The organism is Streptomyces sp. NPDC029152 (assembly GCF_055564355.1).
The window spans coordinates 37493-63853 of sequence record NZ_JBVHWR010000001.1 but is presented as its reverse complement, the minus strand read 5'-3'; the positions used below and the strand labels follow the sequence as shown (position 1 = coordinate 63853).

The 26361-nt window shown below is 74.1% G+C and carries 18 protein-coding genes; 11 read left to right on the top strand and 7 right to left on the bottom strand.

Annotation, left to right across the window (positions count from 1 at the left end):
- Window positions 1–31: 31 nt before the first annotated feature.
- Together ftsX and ftsE are read right to left on the bottom strand one after the other, a co-directional pair.
- On the bottom strand, window positions 32–949 hold the full coding sequence (ftsX, locus tag ACZ4V6_RS00225; RefSeq protein ID WP_467821501.1) for a permease-like cell division protein FtsX: 918 nt from the start codon (window positions 947–949) through the stop codon (window positions 32–34).
- A 46-nt stretch (window positions 950–995) separates the two neighbouring features.
- Window positions 996–1685 (bottom strand): cell division ATP-binding protein FtsE, encoded by a 690-nt coding sequence (ftsE, locus tag ACZ4V6_RS00220; RefSeq protein WP_356556938.1) that lies wholly within the window; start codon window positions 1683–1685, stop codon window positions 996–998.
- A gap of 225 nt (window positions 1686–1910) precedes the next feature.
- On the opposite strand from ftsE, the gene ACZ4V6_RS00215 reads away from it, so the two are divergent.
- On the top strand, window positions 1911–2102 hold the full coding sequence (locus ACZ4V6_RS00215) for a hypothetical protein (RefSeq protein WP_467821500.1): 192 nt from the start codon (window positions 1911–1913) through the stop codon (window positions 2100–2102).
- An 82-nt stretch (window positions 2103–2184) separates the two neighbouring features.
- Here the strand turns inward: ACZ4V6_RS00215 and ACZ4V6_RS00210 are convergent, their stop codons facing one another.
- The 4 genes from ACZ4V6_RS00210 to ACZ4V6_RS00195 all read right to left on the bottom strand — a co-directional run bounded on the left by ACZ4V6_RS00210 (window position 2185) and on the right by ACZ4V6_RS00195 (window position 7500).
- Window positions 2185–2925: an LPXTG cell wall anchor domain-containing protein gene (locus tag ACZ4V6_RS00210; protein ID WP_467821499.1), complete on the bottom strand. Its 741-nt coding sequence runs from the start codon at window positions 2923–2925 to the stop codon at window positions 2185–2187.
- 312 nt (window positions 2926–3237) lie between these two features.
- Entirely contained in the window at window positions 3238–4344 is a 1107-nt protein-coding gene (gene prfB, locus ACZ4V6_RS00205; protein ID WP_467821498.1) for a peptide chain release factor 2, read from the bottom strand.
- 76 nt (window positions 4345–4420) lie between these two features.
- The gene (locus ACZ4V6_RS00200) at window positions 4421–5662 is read right to left on the bottom strand and encodes a serine/threonine-protein kinase (protein WP_467821497.1); all 1242 of its coding nucleotides are present in this window, start codon (window positions 5660–5662) and stop codon (window positions 4421–4423) included.
- 131 nt (window positions 5663–5793) lie between these two features.
- The gene (locus ACZ4V6_RS00195; protein WP_467821496.1) at window positions 5794–7500 is read right to left on the bottom strand and encodes a serine/threonine-protein kinase; all 1707 of its coding nucleotides are present in this window, start codon (window positions 7498–7500) and stop codon (window positions 5794–5796) included.
- 461 nt (window positions 7501–7961) lie between these two features.
- Here ACZ4V6_RS00195 and ACZ4V6_RS00190 point away from each other — a divergent pair, with 461 nt between their 5' ends.
- The 9 genes from ACZ4V6_RS00190 to ACZ4V6_RS00150 all read left to right on the top strand — a co-directional run bounded on the left by ACZ4V6_RS00190 (window position 7962) and on the right by ACZ4V6_RS00150 (window position 25330).
- The gene (locus ACZ4V6_RS00190) at window positions 7962–11441 is read left to right on the top strand and encodes an FHA domain-containing protein (RefSeq protein ID WP_467821495.1); all 3480 of its coding nucleotides are present in this window, start codon (window positions 7962–7964) and stop codon (window positions 11439–11441) included.
- Between the two features lie 200 nt (window positions 11442–11641).
- Window positions 11642–13036 (top strand): ABC transporter substrate-binding protein, encoded by a 1395-nt coding sequence (locus ACZ4V6_RS00185; protein ID WP_467821494.1) that lies wholly within the window; start codon window positions 11642–11644, stop codon window positions 13034–13036.
- Between the two features lie 3 nt (window positions 13037–13039).
- Window positions 13040–14386 carry a carbohydrate ABC transporter permease gene (locus ACZ4V6_RS00180; RefSeq protein ID WP_467821493.1) on the top strand — a complete coding sequence of 449 codons (1347 nt, stop codon included), beginning with the start codon at window positions 13040–13042 and terminating at the stop codon, window positions 14384–14386.
- A complete protein-coding gene (locus tag ACZ4V6_RS00175) occupies window positions 14383–15300 on the top strand; it encodes a carbohydrate ABC transporter permease (RefSeq protein WP_467821492.1) in 918 nt (305 codons plus the stop codon). The genes ACZ4V6_RS00180 and ACZ4V6_RS00175 overlap by 4 nt, the downstream gene beginning before the upstream one ends.
- 154 nt (window positions 15301–15454) lie before the next feature.
- On the top strand, window positions 15455–17755 hold the full coding sequence (locus ACZ4V6_RS00170) for a bifunctional glycosyltransferase/CDP-glycerol:glycerophosphate glycerophosphotransferase (protein WP_467821491.1): 2301 nt from the start codon (window positions 15455–15457) through the stop codon (window positions 17753–17755).
- Window positions 17756–17912: 157 nt separating this feature from the next.
- Window positions 17913–20138 (top strand): CDP-glycerol glycerophosphotransferase family protein, encoded by a 2226-nt coding sequence (locus tag ACZ4V6_RS00165; RefSeq protein ID WP_467821490.1) that lies wholly within the window; start codon window positions 17913–17915, stop codon window positions 20136–20138.
- A 7-nt stretch (window positions 20139–20145) separates the two neighbouring features.
- On the top strand, window positions 20146–22377 hold the full coding sequence (locus tag ACZ4V6_RS00160) for a bifunctional glycosyltransferase/CDP-glycerol:glycerophosphate glycerophosphotransferase (protein ID WP_467821489.1): 2232 nt from the start codon (window positions 20146–20148) through the stop codon (window positions 22375–22377).
- Complete coding sequence (locus tag ACZ4V6_RS00155; RefSeq protein WP_467821488.1) at window positions 22374–23651, top strand: hypothetical protein; 1278 nt, start codon at window positions 22374–22376, stop codon at window positions 23649–23651. The genes ACZ4V6_RS00160 and ACZ4V6_RS00155 overlap by 4 nt, the downstream gene beginning before the upstream one ends.
- A gap of 98 nt (window positions 23652–23749) precedes the next feature.
- Window positions 23750–25330 carry a hypothetical protein gene (locus ACZ4V6_RS00150; protein ID WP_467821487.1) on the top strand — a complete coding sequence of 527 codons (1581 nt, stop codon included), beginning with the start codon at window positions 23750–23752 and terminating at the stop codon, window positions 25328–25330.
- Here the strand turns inward: ACZ4V6_RS00150 and ACZ4V6_RS00145 are convergent.
- On the bottom strand, window positions 25320–25742 hold the full coding sequence (locus ACZ4V6_RS00145) for an organic hydroperoxide resistance protein (protein WP_467821486.1): 423 nt from the start codon (window positions 25740–25742) through the stop codon (window positions 25320–25322). The two genes, ACZ4V6_RS00150 and ACZ4V6_RS00145, sit on opposite strands and share 11 nt — an antisense overlap.
- A gap of 122 nt (window positions 25743–25864) precedes the next feature.
- Between ACZ4V6_RS00145 and ACZ4V6_RS00140 the strand changes: the two genes are divergently transcribed.
- The gene (locus tag ACZ4V6_RS00140) at window positions 25865–26335 is read left to right on the top strand and encodes a MarR family winged helix-turn-helix transcriptional regulator (protein ID WP_467821485.1); all 471 of its coding nucleotides are present in this window, start codon (window positions 25865–25867) and stop codon (window positions 26333–26335) included.
- Window positions 26336–26361 lie beyond the last annotated feature (26 nt).

Below are 26361 nucleotides of genomic sequence, written 5' to 3'. Positions count from 1 at the left end.
CCGCTTGACCGTTCGACCCTCTGGACATGTGTCACACCTTCAGATACTTGCGCAACGCGAAGAACGCGGCCAACGCGGGCATCAGCAGACCGATGGCCAGGATGAGCGGGAGCTTCGTCAGCAGGGCGTCCCAGCCGATGAAGTCGATCAGGGCCAACTTGTCGGACAGCGCGAGTCCGTGGTCGATGATGAAGTACCGCGCGGTCACCAGGAAACCGCAGGCGACCGCGCCGCCGATCAGCCCGGCGACCGCCGCCTCCATGATGAACGGCGCCTGGATGTAGAAGCCCGAGGCGCCGACCAGCCGCATGATGCCGGTCTCGCGCCGCCGGCTGAACGCCGAGACGCGCACCGTGTTGACGATCAGCATCAGCGCGACGACCAGCATCAGCGCCATCACCGCCCGCGCGGCCCAGTTCATGCCCTCGAGGAGCTGGAAGAGGTTGTCCAGGGTGTCGCGCTGGTCCGCCACGGACTGCACGCCGTCCCGGCCGTTGAAGGCGGTCGCGATGACCTGGTACTTCTCCGCGTCCTTCAGCTTGACGCGGTACGACTCCTGCATCTGGTCCGGCGTGAGCGAGCTGGCCAGCGGCGAGTCGCCGAACTGCTCCTTGTAGTGCTTGTACGCCTCGTCCTGCGACTCGTAGATGACCTTGTCGACGACCGCCATTTCCTTGAGGTCGGCCAGGATCTGCTTCTTCTGGTCCTCGGTCACCGCGCCCTTGGCGCAGGCGGGGTCGGACTTGGCGTCGCTCTTGTTGCAGAGGTAGACCGTGACGTTGACCTTGTCGTACCAGTAGCCCTTCATGGTGTCGACCTGGTCGCTCATCAGCAGCGAGCCGCCGAACAGGGCCAGGGACAGGGCGACGGAGACGATGACCGCGAAGGTCATGGTCAGGTTGCGGCGGAGACCGACGCCGATCTCCGAGAGCACGAACTGGGCGCGCATGGCGGGTGGTTGAGCCTTTCCGTGGAAGCCGGTGCGGTCTGCGGTCTCAGTGCTGGTAGCCGTAGACGCCGCGCGCCTGGTCGCGGACGAGGCGCCCCTTCTCCAGCTCGATGACGCGCTTGCGCATCTGGTCCACGATGTTCTGGTCGTGCGTGGCCATGATCACGGTGGTGCCCGTCCGGTTGATGCGGTCGAGCAGCTTCATGATGCCGACGGAGGTCTGCGGGTCGAGGTTGCCGGTGGGCTCGTCGGCGATCAGCAGCTTGGGCCGGTTGACGAAGGCGCGCGCGATGGCGACGCGCTGCTGCTCACCGCCGGACAGCTCGCCCGGCCTGCGGTCCTCCTTGCCGCCGAGGCCGACGAGGTCGAGCACCTGGGGCACGGACTTGCGGATCTCGCCGCGGGACTTGCCGATGACCTCCTGCGCGAAGGCGACGTTCTCGGCGACCGTCTTGTTCGGCAGCAGGCGGAAGTCCTGGAACACCGTCCCCAGCTGGCGCCGCATCTGCGGCACCTTCCAGTTGGAGAGGCGGGCGAGGTCCTTGCCCAGGACGTGCACCTGTCCGTGGCTGCACCGCTCCTCGCGGAGGATCAGCCGCAGGAAGGTGGACTTTCCGGAGCCGGAGGACCCCACGAGGAAGACGAACTCGCCCTTCTCGATCTCCAGGGAGACGTCCCTGAGGGCTGGGTGGTTCTGTTTGGGGTAGACCTTGGACACGTTGTCGAATCGGATCACGGATGCACCACGGGTCGCCGGGGGTAGATGAGCGTGACCATACGCGAACCGGGGAGCCGCCCGCAGTCACCGGTCGGGGTTGCGCGGTAGTTGCACTTTTTGTCCCGGCCACAGCCCCGCCGGGACCGCGCGCGGGGGCTCCCGGAACCTGGCACAGTGGAAGGGGAACGTTCACGGTGCCGTGGGCGTTGTGTGAGTGAACCGGTTGCAAGGAGGGCGAGGCGCATGACGTACGACCGGTTGGTGTGCGCGAACTGCGCGGCGCCCGTGAGCGAGGGCCGGTGCCCGGTGTGCCGGGCGAACCGCGAGCGGCTGCAGCAGGAGAGCTTCCTCTCGGGGCTGAACCCGATGGCGCTGATCGCCCTGCTGGCGGTCCTGGTCGCGGCGGTGGCGCTGCTGGCCCACCAGACGGTGTAGCGCCCGGCGAAGACGTGACAGGGGCCCGGAGCGGTTGCGCTCCGGGCCCCTGTGTGCGCTGCGCGTGGGCGCTCGGCTACCGTCAGGCGGCGGCGCGGCCGCCCATCATGCGCGGCAGGATGCGGAAGCCGATGCCGCCGGCGATCATCGTGGCGGCGCCGATCAGCAGGAACGTGGTCTCCGCCGCACCGGTCTCGGCGAGCTCCTTGCCGCTGCCCTGGGCAGAGGTGTCGGAGGCCGGGGCCGCCTCACCGGTGTCGGTCAGGGCCGAGGAGCCCTGCTCCTGGACGGCGGTGTTGGAGCCGCCGTCGGGCTTGGTGTTGCTGCCACCGTCGCCGCCGCCGCTGCCGCCGCCGTTGCCGCCGCCGGGAGCCTCAGTGGGGTCGGTGGACGGGGTGCCCGAATCGTCAGGGTTCCCACCACCGGGGTTACCACCGCCGGGGTTCTCGCCACCGGGGTTCTCCCCGCCCGGGTTCTCCCCACCGGGGTTCTCCCCGCCCGGATTCTCGCCGCCCGGGTTCTCCCCACCGGGGTTCTCCCCACCGGGGTTCTCCCCGCCCGGGTTCTCCCCACCGGGGTTCTCCCCGCCCGGATTCTCCCCACCGGGGTTCTCCCCGCCCGGATTCTCGCCGCCCGGGTTCTCCCCACCGGGGTTCTCGCCGCCCGGGTTCTCGCCGTCGTCCTCGCAGTCCGGAGTGACGACGATGTCGCACAGAGGGCCGTCGTCGGCCTGGGCGACGCCCGTCACCATCAGAGATGCACCCGCAGCGACAACGGCGCCGGCGGCTATGCGTGCGACGCGGATCCGCGTCTTCTTCGTCATGAGTGTGCTACCCCCAGTAGCTGAATCGTCAGTGAGGCTGCGTTCGAGGCCGTGATCGACGGGGGTGGCTGTCACACAGAAAAGTCCCCCGGTTCACATGCGCCCCAGAAATACGCATGCCGCGCCTCACCCTTACGAATGTTCAAAGCCTCGTCAAGGTCATTGCGTACGCGATGTCCCGGTAAGGAGCGTATGCCGGACACAAAGGGTGTGAGTGTGATGTAAAACCCGGACATCGCCGACGAAGAAAAGGCAACCGCCGCCCGTGAGGCGGCAGTTGCCTTGTCGACAAAGCGGCGTCGGCGCCGTGCGTCACTTCTCCCGCTGCTTGCGCCAGCGAATTCCGGCCTCCAGGAAGCCGTCGATCTCGCCGTTGAACACCGACTCGGGGTTGCCCACTTCGTGCTCGGTGCGCAGGTCCTTGACCATCTGGTAGGGGTGCAGCACGTACGAACGCATCTGGTTGCCCCAGGAGTTGCCGCCGTCGCCCTTGAGGGCGTCCATCTTGGCCTGCTCCTCCTGGCGGCGCCGCTCCAGCAGCTTGGCCTGGAGGACGTTCATCGCCGTGGCCTTGTTCTGGATCTGGGAGCGCTCGTTCTGGCAGGAGACGACGATGCCGGTGGGGATGTGGGTCAGGCGCACCGCCGAGTCGGTGGTGTTGACGCCCTGGCCGCCGGGGCCGGAGGACCGGTAGACGTCCACCCGCAGCTCGGACTCGTCGATGTCGATGTGGTCGGTCTGCTCGACCACAGGGAGGACCTCGACGCCCGCGAAGGAGGTCTGGCGGCGCCCCTGGTTGTCGAAGGGCGAGATGCGCACCAGGCGGTGCGTGCCCTGCTCGACGGAGAGGGTGCCGTAGGCGTACGGCACCTGCACGGCGAAGGTGGTCGACTTGATGCCGGCCTCCTCGGCGTACGACGTCTCGTAGACCTCGGTCTTGTAGCCGTGCTGCTCGGCCCAGCGCAGGTACATGCGCTGGAGCTTCTCCGCGAAGTCGGCGGCGTCCACGCCACCGGCCTCGGCGCGGATGTTGACGAGCGCCTCGCGCGCGTCGTACTCGCCCGAGAGCAGCGTGCGGACCTCCATCTCGTCCAGCGCCTTCTTCACGGCCGTGAGCTCGGACTCGGCCTCCGCGCGGGTGTCGGGGTCGTCCTCCTCCTCGGCCATCTCGAAGAGCACGGCGAGATCGTCGATCCGGCCGCGCAGGGCCTCGGCCTTCCGCACCTCGGCCTGGAGGTGCGAGAGCTTGCTGGTGATCTTCTGCGCCGCCTCCGGGTCGTCCCAGAGGGAGGGCGCGGCCGCCTGCTCCTCGAGCACGGCGATGTCTGCCCTCAGCTTGTCGAGGTCCAGGACGGCCTCGATCGACTCCATGGTCGAGGAGAGGGACTTCAGCTCTTCGGATACATCGACGACTGCCACGCATCCAGCGTAACGGCTCCGCCCGGCGGTCCACGCCGGACCGTGGCGGGCGGCGGCGCCGGCGGCGTGCCCGGGCTCACGGAGAGGCCGGTGCCGAGTTCCGCGTGTCCTGGGGGCCCGCCTCGCCCTCGTCACCGCTCGTGGCCAGCCAGGCGCCGACGCCGACCGCCGCGACCAGGGCGACCGTGCCCGCCCCCAGCGCGAGCCGGCGGCGCCGCGCGGCGGCGCGGTTGCGGGCCGAGCCGGGGCGGGGGGCGCCGGCCGCGCGCGGGGCGCGGGCGGTGCCGCGGGCGCCGCCAGCCAGCTCGTCGGGGGCCGGTACGCGCATGGAGGTGTGCGTGTCCCGGTTGGAGTCGGCCGGCTTCGCGCCCGGCACCAGCGGCACCGCTCCCCGGCGCCGGACCGGCTGCCCGGCGGGCGCGGGCGACGCGGGGTCCTCCTCGGGCGCGTCCGCCTCGTCCGCGTCGGGCTCGTCCACGTCCAGGGGCGCCATCCCGGCCAGCATCGGCAGCAGCTCGCGCAGCCGGGCGCCCAGCTCGGAGGCGCGCAGCCGGGAGGCCGGCGCCTTGGCCAGGCACTGCACGAGCAGCTGCCACAGCTCGTCGGGGATGCCGGGGAGCGGGACGACGGTCTCGGTGACGTGCCGGCGCAGGACCGCGCCGGGGTGGCCGCCGCCGAAGGGCGTGAACCCGGCGAGCAGCTCGTACAGGACCGTGGCCAGGGCGTAGATGTCGACCGAGGCCCGCGGCGGCAGGCCCTCGACGATCTCCGGGGCCAGGTAGTCGGGGGTGCCGATGATCTTCGTGGCGCGGGTGCGCCGGGGGGTGTCGATGAGCTTGGCCACACCGAAGTCGGTCAGCAGCGCGGGGTGCGCGCCGCCGGGGCCGAGCGGGCCCTGCATGTCCAGCAGCACGTTCTCCGGCTTGACGTCGCGGTGCACGACCCCGGCGGCGTGCGCGGCGGCCAGGCCGTCGGCGACGTCGGCGACGACGGCCACGGCGGCCGCGGGTGCCAGGCGCCGCTCCCGGTCGAGGCGGGTGCGCAGATCCGTGCCGCGGACCAGGTCCATGACCAGCGCGAGGTCGTTGCCGTCGACCACCAGGTCGCGCACGGAGACGACGTGCGGGTGCTCCAGGCCGAGCAGGGCGGTGCGCTCCTGGACGAAGCGCGAGACGAGTTCCTGGTCGGAGGCCAGGTCCTCGCGCAGCAGCTTGATCGCGACGGGGCCCTCGGGCCCCTCACCCAGCCACACCGTGCCGGCGCTGCCCCGCCCGAGGATCTGGTGGGCGGTGTACCGGCTGCCGATCTTCCGTGCCAAGACTGCTCCTACCGACGCGTGTTGCGCACAAAACTACGCGTCCGCAGAGCCGGCCCTCACAGCGGAGGCGGAAATCACCCGCCGGTTGTCGACAAATCCCCAGAGTCGGGGCCGCGCGGCCCGCCCGGGGATCAGTTGCCGCCCGAGCCCGCGTCCGAACCGCCCAGGTCCCCGATCCAGCCGGTCACGGTGCCGAACCAGTCGCTGAGCTGCTCCCAGTAGTTCTTGCCGGTGCCGATCCACTCCTGGAGCGGGCTCAGCTCCCAGATCAGCCAGCCGGCCACGAACAGGATGACGAGGGTGACCAGGCATCCCTTGAGGCAGCCGAGCCCGGGGATGCGCATCGGGTTGGCGCTGCGCTGCCGCGGCGGCCGGGGCTCGCGCCGGGGCGGCCGGGGCTCGGGCGCGGGCGGCGGGGCGTAGCGCTGCGGCTGGGGCTGCTGGGGCTGGGGAGTGGCGTACCGCTGCGGCTGGGGCTGCTGCGGGTAGCCGTAGCCCTGCGGCGGCTGCTGGGGCTGGTGCTGCTGGGGGCGCGGCTGCTGCTGCGGGCGGGCGACCTGGCGCTGGGGGCGGCGGCGCAGCGGGTCCTCGTTCGGGTCGAGGTACTGCACCTGCGTCTGCTCGTTGCGGTCGCGGGCGGCGCGCAGCTGGTTCTGCCACGGGTGCGGGTCCTCGGGCCCGCCGGCCTGCCCGCCCTGCGCTCCTCCCGGCTGTCCCGGCTGTCCCGGAGGCACCGGCGGCATGACGGCGGTCGGGTCGGCCGCGCCGCGGCTCGGCAGTACGGCGGTGGGGTCGGCGGCGCCCGCGGGGCCGCCGGTGTGCGGCAGGACGCTGGTCGCGCCGTTCGGGTCGTAGGCGCCGTTCGGGTTCTGCGGCAGGACCTGCGTCGGGTCGGCGGCGCCGGGGGTGCCGGGCACCTGCGCGGGGGTCGGGTCGGGGGCGAGGAGCGCGCCGACGTTCTCGGCGGCGGCGATCTGGGCGCTGCCCGCGTGCACGCCGATGCCCTCGGCGACGACCCGCAGGCCGCGGGCGAGGTTCTCGGCGCTCGGGCGCTCGTCGGGGTTCTTGCGCAGGCAGCGCTCGATGACCGTCCACAGCGGGTCGGGGACGGTGGAGGGACGGCGCGGCTCGGCGCTCAGGTGCTGGTGCAGCACCTCGAGGGCGGAGTTCCCGGAGAACGGCGGGCGGCCGGTGACCAGCTCGTACAGCAGGATGCCGGCGCCGTAGACGTCGACGGCGGAGGTCTGCGGGCGGCCCTCGGCGGACTCCGGGGCGACGTACGCGGGCGTGCCGACGAACTCGTGGGTGCGGGTGAGGCCGGGCGAGTCCGCCAGGCGGGCGATGCCGAAGTCGGTGAGCATCGGGTGCATCTCGCCGCCGGTCTGCTTCAGCAGGACGTTGGCCGGCTTCAGGTCGCGGTGGACGACGCCGTCGGCGTGGCTGGCGGCGAGCGCGTCGGCGATCTGCGCGGTGAGCAGCGCGGCGGCGACGGGCGTGAACGGCCCGTTCTCGCGCAGGTAGCGGTGCAGGTCGGGGCCGTCGACGAGGTCCATGACCAGCGCGAGCAGCTCGCCCTCGACGACCAGGTCGCGGACCCGGACGATGTTGGGGTGGGTCAGCCGGAGCAGGACGGAGCGCTCCCGCAGGAAGCGCATCACGATGTCGGCGTCGCTCGCGAGCTCCTCCTTGAGGACCTTGATCGCGACGGTCTCGCCGGGCTGTCCGGCCACGGCCGCCTCGGCGCCCGCGGTCTCCCTCTGGCGGGCTCGCCAGACGGTGCCCGTGGCACCGCGACCGAGGGGCTCCTCGAGGAGGTACTTGCTGCCTACCGGCCGCACGTCATGCGCTCCCTGTTTGCTTGCTGGCTGTTCCGGCCCACTGTAGTGCCGCGGTGCGCGGCCCGGGCTGTCGTCTTCCTGTGGTTCCCCTGGTTCCCGGGGTTCCCGGGGTTCCCGTCGGTCCGCCGGAACCTCCCGCGTTCCGCTTCCGGCGCGTGTGCGAAGGAAGGACGCGTGACCTGGTCCCTTTGGTTGCCGGGCCCGGACGTGACCGATCTCAAGCGGTCGCTCCCCGATCAGCGGCAGGCCATCCGTCAGGCACTTTTGCGGGCAGAGCCGACCAATCAAGATCATTCGATGGCGGCGGACGGGCACGTTGTCGGCGGCAGGTGCGAGGATGCCTCCAGTACTGGCCGACGTGCTCGTGTGGCGGTGGGGGAAGTCCGCGGTGGGGGACCGCGCAGAGAGGTCTTCGTCCCAAAGCGATCGCGGGCGCCCGCGCGAAGGGACCGCTGACGGCGATGCAGATCCGGCTGACCGTCGTAGATCCGCTGGGCCCGCACGTGTCCGCGGGGGACAGCGCACACGCCGCGAGCTGCGACGTGCTGGTCACGGCGCCGGCCGGGACGGCTCTGGCCACGGTCGCCTCCGCACTGGCCTCGGCGGTCCCCGGCGGCGACGGACCGGGCTCCGGCCAGGTGGTCCTGTACGCCGGCGCGCAGCGGCTCGACGCCCAGCGCAGCACCCTGGGCGAGCCCCCGCTGATCGATGGCGCCGTGCTCCGCCTGGGCGCCCCGGGCGAGCCCGACCCGCACGCCGAGCCCGCCGACGCCCCGGCCCAGCTGCACGTGGTCGCCGGACCCGACGCGGGCGGCGTCCACCTGCTGCACGGGGGCCAGATCCGGCTCGGCCGGTCCGCCGACGCGGACGTCGCGCTCGACGACCCGGACGTCTCCCGGATGCACTGCGCCGTGACCGTCGCCGCCGACGGCCGCGTCTCGGTCGCCGACCTCGGCTCGACCAACGGCACCACCCTGGACGGCGTCCGCGTCGGCGAGCGTCCGGTGCGCTTCGCGCCGGGGGCGCTGCTGCGGATCGGCGAGTCGGCGCTGCGGCTGGTCCCGGCCGGCCGGGGAGCCGGGACACGGGTGACGACGACGCCGGACGGCGAGGGGTACGTGCGCGTGCCCGGCGCAGCGGCCGACGCCGGGGACCGGGCGGCCCACGGGCGCGCGGGCGACGGGGCGGACGTCCCCGGCGAGCGCACGCACCACGCCCACGGCACGGCGGCGTACGGCACCGCCGCGGCACCGGCCGGCCCGGCGCCGGTGCCCGGCGGGGGCACCGCGCCCCGCGTCGAGGGCCACGGCACCGGTCTCCCGGGGGACGCGCGGCCCGGCACCGCGCCGCGTCCGCTGCCGGGGACGGCCGGCCCGTGGACCGGGGCGGCCGGGGTGGACGTCGCCCGCGCCGGGGCTCCCGGGGCGGGAAGCGCTCCCGCGGGGCCGACCGCCGCGGGCTGGGGCCACGCGGAGGTGTCCGGCACGGCGGGCGGCGGCCGCAAGGGGACACCGCTGCGGGGGACCGACGTGCCGCAGGGCGTGCGCAGGCGCGGAGGGCTCGGCGCGTGGGCGCGGCGGCTGGCCGGCGGGCGCGGGGGCGCGCAGGACGCCGTCGGGCCCGACGCGTACGCCTACGACGAGGAGGCCGCCGGTCCGGAGCGGGAGACACCGGCCGCCGGGGCCTCCCTCGTGCCGGAGACGTGGCCGGACCCCGCCTCGCTGCTGCTGACGGCGCTGGGACCGGGGCCGCGGCTGTGGGAGCGCGGGCCGGGGCATCCCGAGGCGCTCGCCGTGCGGCTCGGTACGGCCGACCGGATGGCGCCCGGCGCCGACGCGCCGCTGCCCGCGGTCCCGGTGACGGTCGGGCTGCGCGAGGCCGGGGCGCTCGGCCTGGCGGGCCCGCGCGCGCGGCTCGCCGGGCTGGCCCGCGCGGTGCTGGCCCAGCTCGCCGCGCTGCACTCCCCCGATCTGCTGGAGATCGTCCTGATCAGCGCGGACCGCTCCCGCCCGCTCGCGGAGCGGACCGCCGAGTGGTCGTGGCTGGGCTGGCTGCCGCAGGTGCGCCCGGGACACGGCCAGGACTGCCGCCTGCTGCTCGCCTACGACCGCGACCAGGCCACGGCCCGCGCCCAGGAACTCCTGCGCCGCCTGGAGGACCACCTGACGGACGCCCGCAACGGCACCCGGCCGCCGGCCACCGCCGGCGCGATCCCGGCCCAGCCGACGGCTCCCGCCCAGGACCTGCGGCACGGCGGCCCGGACGGACACGGCGGACCGGACGCGCCGGAGGGGTCCGGAGCGGCCGCGGGGACCGCCCGGCGGCCCTCCTGGGCGCGGGCGGACGACGGGAGCGACCTGGCCGGCGGCTTCGCGGGGCCGTACACCGTGGTCGTCGTGGACGGCGACCCCGGCGGCGCCGACGCGCGCGAGGTGATGACGCGGCTGGCCCTGGAGGGGCCCCGGGCCGGCATCCACGTCGTGTGCCTCGCCGAGACGGCCGCCGCCTCCCCGACCTCTCCGGTGACGCAGACCTACGAGGCGGCCTGCGCGGCGTCGCCGGTCTTCCGCGACTGCGGTGCCGTGGCGCTGCTCAGCGGTGACGTGGCGACGACGCTGCGGCTGCTGCGCGTCGCGCGCGGCGGGTCGTCCCCCGGCGGCCCGGTCGGGCACGGCATCGTCGGCACGGTGGACGCCGTCTCCCTCGCCTGGTCGGAGCGGTTCGCGCGCGCCCTGGCGCCGCTGCGCACCGACGGCGGGGCGGGCGAGCGGCACGCGCGCGTGTCCGCGCCGCTGCCCCAGGCGGCCCGGCTCCTCGACGAGCTGGGTCTCGCCCGGGCCACCCCGGCGTCCCTGATGGCCCGCTGGGCGGACGCGGCCGACGACGCGGAGGCCCTCGGGGGCCGCGCGCACGCCGTGCTGGGTGCCGGACCGCGCGGCCCGGTCGCGGTGGACCTCGCCGCCGAGGGGCCGCACCTGCTGATCGAGGGCCCGCCCGGCAGCGGCCGTACGGAGCTGCTGCGGGCGGTCGTCGCCTCGCTCGCCTCCGCCGAACGCCCCGACCGGCTCGGCATCGTCCTGATGGACGGCCGGGACACCGTGGGCGCGGGCAAGGCCCACGGCGAGGGCCTGCGCGTCTGCACGGACGTACCGCACGTCACCACGCACCTCACCGCCGACGACCCCGTCCGGATGCGGGAGTTCGCCCAGTCGCTGAGCGCCGAGCTCAAGCGGCGGGCCGAGCTGCTCGGGCGGTCCGACTTCGCCGAGTGGCACACCGGGCGCGAGGTGTCGGGGCGGATGGTCAGCCAGCGCACGGCCGCGGGCGGGCCCGGGGCGGTGCCGGGCGCGGGGGACATCGACTCGCCGCCCAGTTCGACGCTGCGGCTGCGGCCCGGCGCGGCCCGGCGCCGGGCCGGGGCGGTGCCGCCGCTGCCCCGGCTGGTGGTCGTCGTGGACGACCTGGACGCGCTCGTCACGCCTCCGCTCGGGTCGCCGGGGCGGCCCGCGGCGGGGTCGGTGATGCGGGCGCTGGAGGCGGTGGCGCGGGAGGGCGACCGGCTCGGGGTGCACCTGGTGGCGGCCGCCGGACCGGGGGGCCGTACGGCCCAGACGGAGCCGGCCCGCCGGGCGGCGCTGCGCGTCGTGCTCGACGCGCCGGCGCCGGGACCGGACGAACCCTTGCCGGGACGGGGGCGGTTGGCCGGTGCGGACGGACGGAGCGTGGCGTTCCAGGCGGGCCGGGTCACGGGGCGGATCCCCCGTACGGCGACTCTGCGGCCCACCGTCGTGGCGCTGGAGTGGCACCGGATGGGTGATCCGCCCGCCCGGCGGCCCGTGAGGGAGTTGGGGAACGGGCCCACGGATCTGGCGTTGCTGGCCAGTGCGTTGGAGCGGGCGGCGCGGGAAGTCGCCGCCCCGGAGGTGCCGTCGCTCCTCTGACGCCCGGCGTCGGCGCTCGGGCCGGGCCGCGCGGTCCGGCGGCACGGGCCGGGCCCGCGGGCCGGGGCGGTGAGTCACGACGCGGTCACGATCTTCGGGTTGGGCGCGGGTGCGCTCTTGCCGCCCTCATCCCCCTGGCGTACACCAGAGCGCACGGGACAGCGCCAGGCGTTCGACGAGGAACGAAGAACGGGGCAGTGATGCGCACGAGCAGCACCATCCGGACACGCGGAACCGTCAAGAGGTCCGCCAGGGCGGCCGCCGCCCTGGCCGCGGGGGCACTCGCGCTCTCGCTCACCGCGTGCGGCGGCGACGACGACAACGGGGACGGCGACAGGAGCGGCGGGGACGGCGGCACCGAGAAGCCCGCCGCCCTCGTCCTCCCCGAGCTGGACGGCGAGAGCCTGGAGGTCGCCGCCGTCTGGACCGGTACCGAGCAGAAGAACTTCAAGAAGGTCCTCGCCGAGTTCGAGAAGCGCACCGGCGCCAAGGTGACCTTCGTGCCGGCCCAGGACCCGATCATCAACTTCCTCGGCTCGAAGATCGCGGGCGGCGCCCCGCCGGACGTGGCGATGCTCCCGCAGCCCGGCGCCATCAAGCAGGCGGTCGACAAGGGCTGGGCCAAGCCGCTGGGCCCCGAGGCCACCAAGGAGCTGACGAAGAACTACTCGCAGGGCTGGCAGGACATCGGCAAGGTCGGCGGCAAGCAGTACGGCGTCTACTACAAGGCCGCCAACAAGTCCCTGATCTGGTACAACGCACAGGTCTTCGAGAACGCGGGCGCCTCCGAGCCCAAGACCTGGGACGAACTCCTCACCACCGCGCAGACGGTCTACGACTCCGGCGTCACGCCGTTCTCCGTGGGCGGCGCGGACGGCTGGACCCTCACCGACTGGTTCGAGAACGTCTACCTCTCGCAGGCCGGCCCGGAGAAGTACGACCAGCTGGCCAAGCACGAGATCAAGTGGACCGACCCGTCCGTGAAGAAGGCCCTGACCACCCTCGCCGAGATCTGGGGCAAGAAGGACTACGTGGCGGGCGGCGCGTCCGGCGCGCTGCAGACGGAGTTCCCGGCCTCGGTGACGCAGACCTTCACCGGCGGCGACCAGCCCAAGGCGGGCATGGTCTACGAGGGCGACTTCGCGCAGGTCAACATCGGCGAGACGAAAGCGAAGGTGGGCACGGACGCCAAGGTCTTCCCCTTCCCGTCCGTCGGCGGCACCGCGCCGGTCGTCTCCGGCGGCGACGCGGCCGTGATCCTGAAGGACTCGAAGGCCGCGCAGGCGCTGGCCACCTTCCTGGCCTCCCCGGACGCGGCGGCGGTCCAGGCGAAGCTGGGCGGCTTCCTCTCGCCGAACAAGAGCCTCGACGCGTCGGTGTACCCGAACGAGGTGCAGAAGAAGATCGCCGAGGCGCTGATCGCGGCCGGCGACGACTTCCGCTTCGACATGTCGGACCAGGCCCCGCAGGCCTTCGGCGGCACCCCGGGCAAGGGCGAGTGGAAGGCGCTGCAGGACTTCCTGAAGAACCCGAAGGACGTCGCGGGCGCCGCGGCGAAGCTGGAGGCGGACGCGGCCGCCGCCTACGGAGGCTGACGGATGGCGTCGGCAACGGCGGCGGGGACCTCACCGGCCCCCGCCGCCCCCAAGTCGCGCAAGAGCGTGACCGGAACCCGCAGGACCGTGGCGGCCCTGTTCCTGCTGCCCGCCCTGGTGCTGCTCGGCGCGCTCGTGGTCTACCCGATCGGGTACTCGCTGATCCGCAGCTTCTACGACCAGTCCGGTGACGGCTTCGCCGGATTCGACAACTACCGGGCGCTGTTCACCGACGACGGCATCCGCACCGCCCTGAAGAACAACGTCATCTGGGTGGTGTTCGCGCCGACGGTCGCCACCGCTCTCGGACTGGTCTTCGCGGTGCTGACCGAACGGGTGCGCTGGGGAACGGCGTTCAAGCTGGTCGTCTTCATGCCGATGGCGATCTCGATGCTGGCCGCCGGGATCATCTTCCGGCTGGTGTACGACCAGGCGCCGGAGAAGGGCGTCGCGAACGCGGTGTGGGTGGGGGTGCACGACACCTTCGCCGAGTCGTCGGCGTTCCCGAAGGCGCACCCGGGCCGCGAGTCGCCGCTGAAGGCGGCCGGCGGGGGCGCGTTCGTCACCAAGGAGCCGGTCGGCGTCGGCCGGGTCGTCACGCTCCCCCTGGTCGGCGTGGCCCCCGACCAGATGCCGGACGACGCGAAGAAGGCCGCGCCCGCCCGGCCCGAGGACGGGAAGGTGACCGGCACCACCTGGCAGGACTTCACCCGCGGCAAGGGCGTCGGGAAGCTGGGCGGCGTCGACGCCGCCGAGCTGGGCTACGCCGGCATGAGGATCGAGGCCGTCAAGGACGGCGAGGTCGTCGCGTCGACGAAGGCCGCCGACGACGGCACGTTCACGCTGCCCGCCGCGGCCGACGGCGCACTGCTCAGGCTGCCCGCCGACAACTTCGAGGAGCCCTACAACGGCCTGGACTGGCTCGGCCCCTCGCTCGTCACCCCGGCCATCATCGGGTCGTACGTGTGGATGTGGGCGGGCTTCGCCATGGTGCTGATCGCGGCCGGGCTGGCGGGCGTGCCCCGGGAGCTCCTGGAGGCCGCCCGGGTGGACGGCGCCAACGAGTGGCAGGTCTTCCGGCGAATCACGGTGCCGCTGCTCGCGCCGGTCCTCGCGGTCGTGGTCGTCACCTTGATGATCAATGTGCTGAAGGTGTTCGACCTGGTGTTCATCATCGCCCCCGGTTCCTCCCAGGACGACGCGAACGTGCTCGCCCTGGAGCTGTACCGCAAGGGCTTCGCCTCGGACCAGCCGGGCATCGCGAGCGCCATCGCGGTGTTCCTGCTGCTGCTGGTCATCCCGGTGATGTGGTTCAACGTACGGCGGCTGCGGCGGGAGGTGCGGCGATGACCGCGGACGCGGGTTCTCTCACCGGGGCGGCGGCCGAGCCGCCCGGGACCGCCGCCGGGGCGAAGCCGTCGCTGGGCTCGCGGCTCGCCGAGGGCGTCAGCGGCGGCCTGGTCCGGGTGTTCCTGATCGTGGTGGGCCTGTTCTGGCTGGTCCCGACGATCGGCCTGCTGCTGTCCTCGCTGCGCACGCCGAAGGACATGGCGGCCAGCGGCTGGTGGAAGGTGTTCACCGAGCCGTCGCAGCTCACCTTCCGGAGCTACGAGGAGCTGCTGGAGAACGGCGACATCACCTCCTCCCTCGTCAACACCGTGCTGATCACGGTCCCGGCGACGGTGCTGGTCGTCGTGATCGGCTCGCTCGCGGGCTACGCGTTCGCGTGGATGGACTTCCCGGGCCGCGACTGGTGGTTCCTGGCCGTGGTCGGGCTGCTGGTCGTCCCCGTCCAGGTGGCGCTGATCCCGATCGCCGAACTCTTCGGCAAGATCGGCCTGTTCGGTTCGATCGTCGGCGTGATCCTGTTCCACGTGGGCTTCGGACTGCCGTTCGCGGTGTTCCTGCTGCGGAACTTCTTCGCGGAGATCCCGAGGGAGCTGCTGGAGGCGGCCCGGCTCGACGGTGCGGGCGAACTGCGGCTGTTCGTCCGGGTCGTGATGCCGCTCGGCGGACCCGCGATCGCGAGCCTCGGCATCTTCCAGTTCCTGTGGGTGTGGAACGACATGCTGGTCGCGCTGATCTTCTCGGACTCCGGGAGCCAGCCGATCACGGTCGCCCTCCAGACGCAGGTACGGCAGTTCGGCAACAACATCGACGTGCTGGCGCCGGGCGCGTTCATCTCCATGGTGATCCCGCTGGCCGTGTTCTTCGCGTTCCAGCGGCAGTTCGTCTCCGGCGTGATGGCGGGCGCCGTCAAGTAGCCGTATCCGTCTCACCCTTGAGGGGGCAGGCCGGTCACCGGCCCGCCCCCTCTCCCACGTGCGCGTGGTCCCCCGGATGTCGCAGGGGCCGTAACCAAGTCACTCCCTCGGCCGTTGCCGGGCCGTACGCCCGCGCCGACCCATGGATGTCCCCGTGCCCCGGTTCAGTGTCATCGTCCCCGCGTACCAGGTTCAGGCGTATCTGCACGAGTGCCTGGACTCGGTGCTGTCCCAGTCGTACCCGGACCTCGAACTGATCGTGGTCGACGACTGCTCGCCGGACGCCTGCGGCGAGATCGCCGACGAGTTCGCCGAGCGCGATCCGCGGGTGCGGCCCGTGCACCTGCCCCGCAACGGGGGCCTGGGCCCGGCCCGCAACGCCGGCATGGAGCGGGCGGCCGGCGACTACCTGGTCTTCCTCGACGGCGACGACACCCTCGCCCCGGACGCGCTGCGGAGCATCGCCGACCGGATCAAGGAGACCGGCGAGCCCGACGTCCTCGTCTACGACTACGCCCGCGCGTACGCGACCGGCGAGACGGTCCGCAACCGGGCCGCGGCGCACCTCACCGAGCAGGGCCCGGCACCGTTCCGGCTGACCGACCGGCCGGGACTGCTGAAGCTGCTGATGGTGGCCTGGAACAAGGCCGTACGGCGGGAGTTCGCCGAGCGCGAGGGCTTCACCTTCCCGCCCGGCCACTACGAGGACACCCCGTGGTCGTACCCGGTGCTGATGGCCGCGGAGTCCCTCGCCACCCTGGACCGGGTCTGCGTGCACTACCGGCAGGGCCGCCGGGGCAGCATCCTGCGCACCCCGGGCGAGCGCCACCTCGACGTCTTCGCCCAGTACGACCGGCTCTTCGCGTACGTCGAGTCCGACCCGGAACTGGCCCGCTGGCGGCCGGTGCTGTTCCGCCGCATGGCCGACCACCTGGTGACGGTGTTCACCCGCCCCGACCGCCTCCCGCGCTCCCTGCGCGCCGAGTTCGTGCGCCGGGCCCGCGTCCACTGCCGCCGCTACCGCGTCCCCGGCGCCCCCGTCCCGCCGGCCGCCCGGCTGCGCCACGCCCTGCTCCGCCTGGGCCTGCGCCGCACCTACGAGGCCCTGCGGCTGGTGTCGGCCCTGCGCCGCCGGACGCTGAAGGGTTCCGTCAAGCTGCTGGGGGCGGCACGCACCGCCGCCCTGCGGCTGCACTACCGGATCCAGCGCCGCCTCCCCCTGCGTGCCGACCGCGCCGTCTTCGCCGCCGACGACGGCCGGGGGTACGGCGGCGACCCGGGTGCGCTGGAGGAGGCGTTCCGCACCTTCGCGCCGCACGTGGGCACCGCGTGGGCCGCCCGCCCCGCGCACCACCACACGGTCCCGACCGGCATCCGCCGGCTGACCCCGGACACGGCCGCGTACTGGACGGCACTGGCCCGCTCCCGGTACCTGGTGCACCACACCGGTCTCGACGCGGGCCTCGTCAAGCGCCGGGACCAGGTGGTGATCCAGACGCAGGCCGGGACGCCCCTGCAGCACCTGGGCCTGGACCTCCGGGAACACCCGGCCGCCGCCCGCGCCGTCGACGTCGACCGGCTCCTGGAGACCGCGGACACCTGGGACCACGTGGTCTCCGCGAACCGCCACTCCACCCTGATCTGGGAGCGCGTGCACCCGGGCCGCTACACCACGCTGGAGTACGGCCGCCCGCGCACCGACGTGTTCCAGCGGGCGACGGCGGCGGACGTGGCCCGGCTGCGCGAGACGCTCGGCATCCCCGAGGGCACCGTCGCGCTCCTGTACGCGCCCGCGTACCGCGACTACCGCCGCACCCAGCGCGCGGGCCTCGACCTGGAGCGCGTCGTCACCCGTCTCGGCCCCCGCTTCATGGTGCTGGCCCTCGCCCACCCCCGGCACGGCGGTCCGCTCACCACCGCCCGCCACGACCGGATCGTCGACGTCACCGGTCACCCGAGCGTGGAAGGGCTGTGTCTCGCCTCCGACGCGCTGATCACCGACTACTCGGAACTGATGTTCGACTACGCGGGTCTGGACCGGCCGATCGTGGTCCACGCCGACGAACCGGAGGCCTTCGAGGCGGCCTGCGGCACCTATGTCGACCTCCGCTCCTTCCCGCCGGGCGCGGTGGCGTGCGACGAGGACGAACTGATCGGCGTCTTCGCCGACGGCCGGTGGTGCGACCCGCGGTCCGACCGGCTCAGGGCCGCTTTCCGGGAGCGGTTCTGCCCGTACGACGACGGCCGCGCCGCCGAGCGCGTCGTCCGCCGTGTCGTGCTCGGGGAAGCGGACCTCCCGCCGGTCGTCCCGCCCGCCGAACGGCGCCCGGCCCCGCCCTCCCCCACCCTCGAATCCGCTCGAGCGGGGGGACCCCCGTCGGCGGCCCTCTCCCGGCCCCCGCTCGTCACCGTGCCGCAGCCCGCCGGGCCGCGCACCGTCACCGACAGCCTCTGATCGCCGTTCGTCCACCGGGAGTCCGCATGCCCCGCAGCTCGTCGCGGCCCACTCCGACCCGGCCGCCCACCTGGCGGCCGACCGGACGGCCGGGCCGGCAGGCGGTCCGAGCGGCGGGGGTCTCCCGTCGGACCAGGACAACGAGAGAAAGAGCAGAATGCCCCGCTTCAGCATCATCGTCCCGTCCCATGGGGTCGCAGGACGGCTGTCCCAGGCGCTGGACTCGGTCCTCGCCCAGTCCTTCGGCGACTTCGAGCTGATCCCCGTCTGCGACGCCCCGGACTGCGCCGCGGCGGACATCGCCGCCGACCGCGCCGCGCGGGACTCCCGGGTGGCGCCCGTGCACTCGCCGCCGTCGGCGGGCGTGGCCGGGGCGCGCAACACCGGGGCGCGGGCGGCGACCGGCGCCTATCTGCTGTTCCTCGACGGCGACGACGTGCTGGTGCCGGGCGCGCTGGCGGCGCTGGACGCGCGGCTGGCGGAGACCGGCGGCGACCCCTGCGGCCCCTGCATCGATGTTCTGTACTTCGAGCACGAGCGCGTCCCCTGGTGGGAGGGCGAGCCGGTCAACCCGGCCGCCCCGCTGCTGGCGAAGGCGCCGGACGGGGCCTTCGCCCCCGGCCGCGCCCCGCACCTGGCCGGCGTGCGGCTGCCCGCGTGGAGCGCCGTCTACCGCCGCGCCTTCCTCGTCGAACGGCGGCTGGAGTTCCCCGCCGGGCACTACACGGACATCGGCTTCGCCACCCGGGCCGCGGCGGACGCCGACCGCGTGGCGGTGCTGCGCTCCGTCGTCGTGCGGCACCTGGTGCGCCGCCAGGGCAGCCGGCTGAACCAGCCCGGCGAGCACCACGCCGAGCTGCTGGACCAGGCCGAGCTGGCGCTCGCGTACGCCGCCGGCCGGGGGCTGCCGGCCGAGCGGCGGGGACCTCTGTTCGAGCAGCTCTTCGCCCTGGTCCTGAAGACGGCCGCCCACCCGAGGCGGCTGACCCGGGGGCGCCGCGCCTTCTTCCGCCGGGCGAGCCGCCTGTACCGGCGCCACCGTCCCGCCGGTTTCCGCGCGCCGGGCGGCCGGCTCGGCGTGCAGCACCGGCTGCTGGCGTCCGGGTCGTACACGGCGTTCCGCTCCCTGCGGGCCGCCAACCGCGCGGCGGCCGGGGTCCTCGCCCGGCTGCCCCGCCCGCGGGGCCTGCGCACCCGGCTGCTCTACCGGCGCCGACTGCGCCGCCCGCTGGACCCCAACCTCGTCGTGTACTGCGCGTACTGGGGCCGCGGCTACGCCTGCAACCCGGCCGCGATCCACGCCAAGGCCCGCGAACTCGCCCCGCACCTGCGCGGGGTGTTCCTGGTCGAGCCCGGCCGGGAACACACCGTGCCGAAGGACGTCGAGCACGCCGTCATCGGCAGCCGGCGCTACTGGGAGGTGCTGGCCGGCGCCACGTACCTGGTGAACAACGCCAACTTCGCCGAGGGCGTCGTCAAGCGCCCCGGCAGCGTGCACCTGCAGACGCAGCACGGCACCCCGCTGAAGACGATGGGCGTGGACCAGTCGACGTACCCGGTGGTGGCGGCGGCCAGCGGCAGCTTCGCCAAGCTGCTGGGCCGCGTGGACCGCTGGGACTACAACCTGTCCTCCAACCGCCACTCCACCCAGACGTGGGAGCGCGCCTTCCCCGGCTCGTACGAGCACCTGGAGTACGGCTATCCGCGCAACGACGTCTACTACACGGCGACCGCCGACGACGTCGCCCGCGTCCGGCGCGAACTGGGCGTGCCCGAGGGGAAGACGGCCGTCCTGTACGCGCCCACCCACCGCGACCACGAGACCGGGTTCGGCGCGGGCGGCCTGGACCTGGAGGCGTTCTGCGAGGCGGCCGGCGAGGACGTGGTGGTGCTGCTGCGCGCCCACTACTTCTACGACCGGGGCGGCCGGCGGGAGGGCGGCGGCCGGGTCATCGACGTCACCGGGCACCGCTCCTCCGAGGACGTGTGCCTGGCCGCCGACGCGCTGGTCACCGACTACTCGTCGATCATGTTCGACTACGCCAACCTCGACCGGCCGATCGTCGTGTACGCCGACGACTGGGACGTGTACCGGGAGATCCGCGGCGTCTACTTCGACCTGCCGGCGGCGCCGCCCGGTCCGGTGGCGCACACGCCCGAGGAACTGGCCCGCGTCTTCCGCGACGGCTCGTACGCGGACGCCCGGTCGGCGGCGCTGCGGGCGGCGTTCCGGGAGCGGTTCTGCGAGTTCGACGACGGCCGGGCCGCCGAGCGCGTGGTGCGCCGGGTGCTGCTCGGCGAGCCGCCGGAGGCGATCGCGCCCGTGACCCCGCTCGCCGAGCGCGTCCCGGCCCCCGCCGCCGCCCCCCTCGTAAGGAGCTGACCCCGCAGTGCCCCGCTTCAGCGTCATCATCCCCTGCTACAAGGTGCAGGGCTTCCTGCGCGAGTGCCTCGACTCGGTCCTGGACCAGTCCTACCGGGACATCGAGGTGATCGCCGTGGACGACTGCTCGCCGGACGGCTGCGGCGCGATCCTCGACGAGTACGCGGCCCGCGACGACCGGCTGCGCGTGCTGCACCTGGAGGAGAACGTCGGCCTCGGCCGGGCCCGCAACGCCGGGATGCCGCACGCCACCGGCGACTACCTGTTCTTCCTGGACAGCGACGACACCCTCACCCCGGGCGCCCTGCGCGCGATGGCCGACCGGCTCGCGGAGACGGACGACCCGGACGTCCTGGTCTTCGACTACGCGCGCACCTACTGGTGGGGCGGCACCCGCCGCAACGTCCTCGCCCGGGTCCTCGCCGAGGCCGGCGACGGCACCTTCACGGCCGCCGAGCGCCCGGAGATCCTCGACCTGCTGATGGTGGTGTGGAACAAGGTCTACCGGCGCGGCTTCACCGAGCGCGAGGGCTTCACCTTCCCGCCGGGCTACTACGAGGACACGCCCTGGACGTTCCCGGTGATGCTCAGCGCCGGGCGGATCGCCACGCTGGACCGCATCTGCCTCAACTACCGGCAGCGGCGCAGCGGCAACATCCTGTCCACCACCAGCCGCAAGCACTTCGACATCCACGAACAGTACGAGCGGGTCTTCGCGTTCGTCGACGCCCGGCCCGAACTGGCCCGCTGGCGGCCGTTCCTGCACGCCAAGATGGGCGAGCACTGCCTGGACATCCTGTCCAAGCCGGACCGGCTGCCCCCGTCCGACAGGGCCGAGTTCTTCCGCCGCACCGCCGAGATGTTCCGCGCCCACCGGCCGGAGGGGGTCAGGACCCCGGCCGGACTGCGGGTGCTGGAGCGGGGCTGGACGGCGTACCGGCTGCGGCGGCGGTCCGGGCGGGCGGGCCGGGAACTGGTGCGGCGGACGCGGCAGGCGGGCGGCGCGGCCGCCGGGCGCCTGGGCCGGGTCCGCTCCGCGGTGAACACCCGCCGCCCCCTGGACCCGGACCTCGCCGTGTACTCGGCGTTCTCCCACCGGGGCGTGCTCGGCGACCCCGCGGCGATCTACCACAAGGCCCGCGAGGTCGCGCCGCACCTGCGCGGGGTGTGGGTGGTGCGCGACGAGGAGGACGCGGCACTGCTGCCGCCGGACACGGAGCACGTGGTCCTGGGCAGCGCGGCCTACCGCCGGGTGACCGAGCGGGCCACGTACTTCGTCAACAACGTCAACTGGCCCGGCTCGCTGGCCAAGCGTCCCGGCAGCGTCCACATCCACACCCACCAGGGCACCCCGCTGAAGTTCATGGGCGCCGACCTGCTGGGCAAGCCGGGTGCCCGGCTCGGCCTGGACGTGCCGCAGATGCTGCGCCGCGCCGACCGCTGGGACTACAGCCTGGTCGCCAACCGGCACTCGGAGCTGGTGTGGGAGCGGGCGTACCCGTGCCACTTCACGTCCGTGCGGACCGGCAGCCCGCGCAACGACGTCCTGGTCGGCGCCGGTCCCGAGCACGGCCGCCGGGTCCGCGAGCGGCTCGGTGTGCCCGAGGGCCACACGGTGGTGCTGTACGCGCCGACCCGCCGCGACTACCGGCGGGGCGGGCACGTCGACCGGATCGACCTGGCCCGCCTCGCCGCCGACCTCGGCGAGGACCACACCCTCGTGGTCCGGCTGCACCCCTCGCTCGCCACCGGCCACGCCCGCGGCATGGGCCTGTCCGAGCTGCACCGGCGGGGCGTGGTCGTCGACGCGACGGACGAACCGCACGTCGAGGACGTGATGCTCGCCTCCGACCTGCTGATCACCGACTACTCCGCCCTGATGTTCGACTACGCGCTCCTGGACCGGCCGATCGTCGTCCACGCCGACGACTGGGGCGCCTACGCGGCGAGCCGCGGCGCCTACTTCGACATCACCGCCGAGGCGCCGGGCCACGTGGCGCGCTCCTACCGGGAGCTGGTGTGGCTGCTGGAGTCCGGGGCGTGGCGGGACGAGGAGGCGGCGCGGCTGCGGTCCGCGTTCCGGGCGCGGTTCGGCGAGTACGACGACGGGCGGGCCGCCGAGCGGGTCGTCCGGACACTGATGCTGGGAGAGGCCATGCCGGCGCCGGCGCCGGCGGTCGCGGTCCCCGCCGCCCGTGCCGTCCCCGCGGCCGGCCGCGACCTGCTCACGTTCTCGTGAGGCCGCGCACCTGGGTGCTGGTCCTGGCCGCGGTGTTCGCCCTGCTCCAGCTCGCGAACGTCACCGGCCGGGACACGCCCGACACCAAGAACTACCTGGCGTACGCCCTGAGCCTGTCCGGCGAGAGCAAGCGCGGGGCGGCGTCGGCCACCATCGACTACGTGTGCGCGAGCCGGGCGTCGGTGGCCCGCCGCGACCAGAGCGTGCACGTGGTCCGCTTCCACCGCCCCGACCCGACCGACCGGGTCGTGGCGGACTGCCGGGCGCGGGAGTGGGGGCTGGTGGAGCCGCGGCTGGCGGCCGGGCAGACCGGCGGGCACACCGTGCCGTACATGCCGGAGCGCTTCATGCGGATCTTCGAGGTGCGGCCCGGCTACCCGGTGTTCCTGGTGCCGTTCGTCACCGCGTTCGGGGTGACGTGGGGGCTGTGGGCGGCGAGCGTGGTCATCGCGTGCGCGGGCGGCGTCCTCGCCTTCCTGGTCCTGCGCACGCTGTCCGTGCCGGTGCCGCTCGCGCTGACCGGGCAGGCCCTGTACTACGTGCTGCCGAGCGGCACGACCGCCATGCGCCCGATGACCGAGGGTCTGCTGATGGCGCTGACCCTGGCGGCGGTGTGGGGCTGTGCGCTGGTGCTGCGGACGGGACGCCGGCGGGCGGGACTCGTCCTGGTCGCCGGGTCGCTGCTCGCGCTGTTCGCGGTCAAGCACTCCCAGGCGCTGTTCCTCGGGCTGTGCCTGGCGGCGGCCGGCGCGGCCCTCGCCCTGCGGCGGCACCGGCGGGGCCGGCCCCCGGGCCGGGACGTGCCGGCGCTCGCGGCGGTGGGTCTGGCCGGGGCGCTCGTCACGGTGGCGCTGGCCCGGCTGCTGCACTACCCGTCCGAGTCCGACAGCCTTCAGGACCTGCTCACCGGCCACTTCGCACGGCCGGACCGCAAGGACCCGTGGCCGGAGTTCTGGCAGTTGCAGGGCAACTTCTGGGTGGAGTGGCTGCGCCGGCAGGCGTGGGAGCCGCTGTTCGCCGCGGCCCTGGGCGCCGGGGCGTGGGGCGCGCTGCGGCGAGGGGGGCCGGCCGGTGTCTTCCTGGTCGCGGCGGCGTTCACCGGGTTCCTCACCCAGGCCGCGCACCCGGACGTCAACATCTGGGGCGAGCGGCTGATCGTGCTGGCCTGGCTGCTGCCGGTGGTGGGCGTTCCGCTGCTGCTGGAGCCGATGTCGCCGGGCCGGGTGCCGCTGCCCGCGCAAGGGCACGCCGACCGGGCGCGTGTGGCCGGCTGAACCCGGTTCTCACCTGTTGGGGTGAAGTGACGTCAAGCTGTTGACGTCGGCGGGAACATACGGCAAATGCCCCGGATGTCCCCCTTCCCTGTCGTCCAGTGAGCGCCGGCGCCCTCGCCCGGCGGAGCGTGCGCGGCGCGACGGCGCTGCGCGGCGGCCGTTCCTGGCGTCCCACCCCGTTCCAGGCCGTCGGCTTCCTGTTCTTCCTGGTGATGTCGCTGGCGTACTGGCGGGTGCCGCTGTGCTGCGACGCCGGCCAGCACGCGGCGGTGGTGGAACGCCTGAAGGCCGACCTCCTGCGTCCGCGCCACCCGATGGCCGACCTGCCCGGCGCGGGCAGCGCCTACTACTCGCCGTACGCGGTGGCCGAGGGCCTGTTCGCCCGGTTCGCGGGGCTGGGCGGCTGGGAGGTGGTGCGGCTCGCCGGGCCGCTGAACCTGGTGGTGCTGCTGACCGGCCTGAACCGCTTCGTACGGGTGCTGACCCCGCGGCCGTGGGCGCCCGTGCTGGCGCTGGGCGCGATGACGCTGCTGTGGGGCACCGAGCGGGCCTGGTGGAGCGGTTACCTGGGGCTGATGTCGATGACCGGCAACCTCGGCTACCCGTCGGCGTTCGCGATCGGCCTCACCTTCTGGGCCTGGGCGCTGACCGGGGCACGGGCGCGGGACGCGCGCCGGGTGCGGTACGTGGGGCCCAGCGGACTGCACGGCTTCGGCGGATACGCGGGGCTGGGCGTCCTGTACGGGCTGGTGCTGCTGGTCCACCCGATCACGTCGGTGGCGGCGGTGCTGGGCGGCGCGGCACTGGTGGCGGGGTGGCAGCGCGGCCGGAGCCGTGCGGTCCTGGGGCGGTGGGCGCTGACGGGGGCGGTGGCGCTGCTGCCGGCGGTCTGCTGGCCGTACTTCGACGTGCTCGCGCTGGCCGGCGACGACAGCGTGGACGGGATGCACCGCGTCCTGTACCTGGACCTGCCCGGGGAGTTCTGGCTGGCGCTGCTCGGACTGCCGGCGCTGTGGCTGCGCGGGCGCCGCTCGGCGCGGGACCCGCTGGTGCTGATGTTCGCGCTGGACTGCGCGGTGGTGGCGTACGGCTGGTTCAGCGGCCACTACACCTACGGCAGGATCCTCGGGCTCACGCTGGTGCCGCTGCAGTTCGCGGCGGCGATCGAGCTGGCGGCCCCCCGGCCGTGGGGGCGGTGGCGGCGGCTGCTGGGCACGGTGGTGGCCGCGGGGGCCCTGCTGGGCTTCCTCACGGTCCAGGCCGGGGCGGTGGTGCCGCGCCCGCTGGACCCGGTCGGTTTCGCGCAGCCGCCCGACTGGCCGACGTACGCGTGGGCGGCCCGGCACATCGGACCCGGCGAGGTGGTGATCACCGACGGCTACTACGCCGGTCACGCCATCGCCGGGTACGGGCCGAACCTCGCGGCGCCGGCCTGGCCGGACCCCTCGCTGGACGAGCGGGAGCGCAGGCGGCGCGTGGCCGACGTGAAGGCGTACCTCGCCCCCGGCTCGACACGCGCCGTGCGCGCCGCCGTCGTGCGCCGCTACCACGTCCGCTGGCTGCTGCTGACGCGCCGGCACCCGGTGCCCGAGGAGGCGGTGGTGGTGGCGTGGAGCGAGCGGACGGGGGAGGTGCTGGCGCGGGTCGGGGGCGGCCGGGCGCCGGCGCCTACTCGATGACGAGCTCGACCGGGATGTTGCCGCGGGTGGCGTTGGAGTAGGGGCAGACCTGGTGGGCCTGCTCGACCAGCTTGCGGCCGGTCTCCTCGTCCACGCCCTCGGGCAGCTCGACGCGGAGGGTGACGGCGAGCGCGAAGCCCTGGCCCTGCCCGCCGGACTTGCCGATGCCGACCTCGGCGGTCACCGCGGCGTCGGTGACGTCGACCCGGGCCTGCCGGCCGACGAGTCCGAGGGCGCTGCCGAAGCAGGCGGCGTACCCGGCGGCGAACAGCTGTTCCGGGTTGGTGCCCCGCCCGTCGCCGCCCATCTCGACGGGAATGCCGAGGGCGAGGTCCAGCTTGCCGTCGGAGCTGACGGCGCGGCCGTCACGGCCGTGGGTGGCGGTGGCGGCGGCGGTGTAGAGCGCGTCCATGGGAGAACCGTCCCTCTCTGCGGAGAAGCGTCGTGGCGACTGCTGACGGCCACCAGTAGAGCACGCAATTAAGTTGTGCACAACTAAATGGCGCACCCAGGCCGTCGGCTACCCTGGGGCGCATGACCACGCCCGCGACGGACTGGCTCCGGCTGGACCAGCAGATCTGCTTCTCCCTGAACGCGGCCTCGCGCGCCTTCGGCGGGGTCTACCGTGCGGTCCTCAAGGAGCTGGGACTCACCTACCCGCAGTACCTGGTGATGCTGGTGCTGTGGGAGCACGGGGAACTGCCGGTCAAGAGGCTCGGCGAGCACCTGCGGCTCGACTCCGGCACGCTGTCGCCCCTGCTCAAGCGGCTGGAGGCGGCCGGTCTGGTCCGGCGGGAACGCAGCGCGCGCGACGAGCGGTCGGTGGACGTGTCCCTGACCGGGGAGGGCCTGGCACTGCGCGGGCGGGCGGCCGAGGTGCCGCGCCGGATCGCGGCGGCGACCGGCCTGGACCTCGCCGAGGTCCAGGACCTGCGCACCCGCCTCGACCGGCTCACCGCCGCCCTGGACGCCTACGCCCCCGAGTCCTCCGCCGCCCCTTCCTGAGGCCGGGAGGACCGGGTGGGGCACCC

Coding starts and splice junctions, on each gene's coding strand:
- ftsX (WP_467821501.1), bottom strand. CDS start 949: ATGCGCGCCCAGTTCGTGCTCTCGGAGATCGGCGTCGGTCTCCGCCGC.
- ACZ4V6_RS00215 (WP_467821500.1), top strand. CDS start 1,911: ATGACGTACGACCGGTTGGTGTGCGCGAACTGCGCGGCGCCCGTGAGC.
- ACZ4V6_RS00210 (WP_467821499.1), bottom strand. CDS start 2,925: ATGACGAAGAAGACGCGGATCCGCGTCGCACGCATAGCCGCCGGCGCC.
- ACZ4V6_RS00190 (WP_467821495.1), top strand. CDS start 7,962: ATGCAGATCCGGCTGACCGTCGTAGATCCGCTGGGCCCGCACGTGTCC.
- ACZ4V6_RS00185 (WP_467821494.1), top strand. CDS start 11,642: ATGCGCACGAGCAGCACCATCCGGACACGCGGAACCGTCAAGAGGTCC.
- ACZ4V6_RS00180 (WP_467821493.1), top strand. CDS start 13,040: ATGGCGTCGGCAACGGCGGCGGGGACCTCACCGGCCCCCGCCGCCCCC.
- ACZ4V6_RS00175 (WP_467821492.1), top strand. CDS start 14,383: ATGACCGCGGACGCGGGTTCTCTCACCGGGGCGGCGGCCGAGCCGCCC.
- ACZ4V6_RS00165 (WP_467821490.1), top strand. CDS start 17,913: ATGCCCCGCTTCAGCATCATCGTCCCGTCCCATGGGGTCGCAGGACGG.
- ACZ4V6_RS00145 (WP_467821486.1), bottom strand. CDS start 25,742: ATGGACGCGCTCTACACCGCCGCCGCCACCGCCACCCACGGCCGTGAC.
- ACZ4V6_RS00140 (WP_467821485.1), top strand. CDS start 25,865: ATGACCACGCCCGCGACGGACTGGCTCCGGCTGGACCAGCAGATCTGC.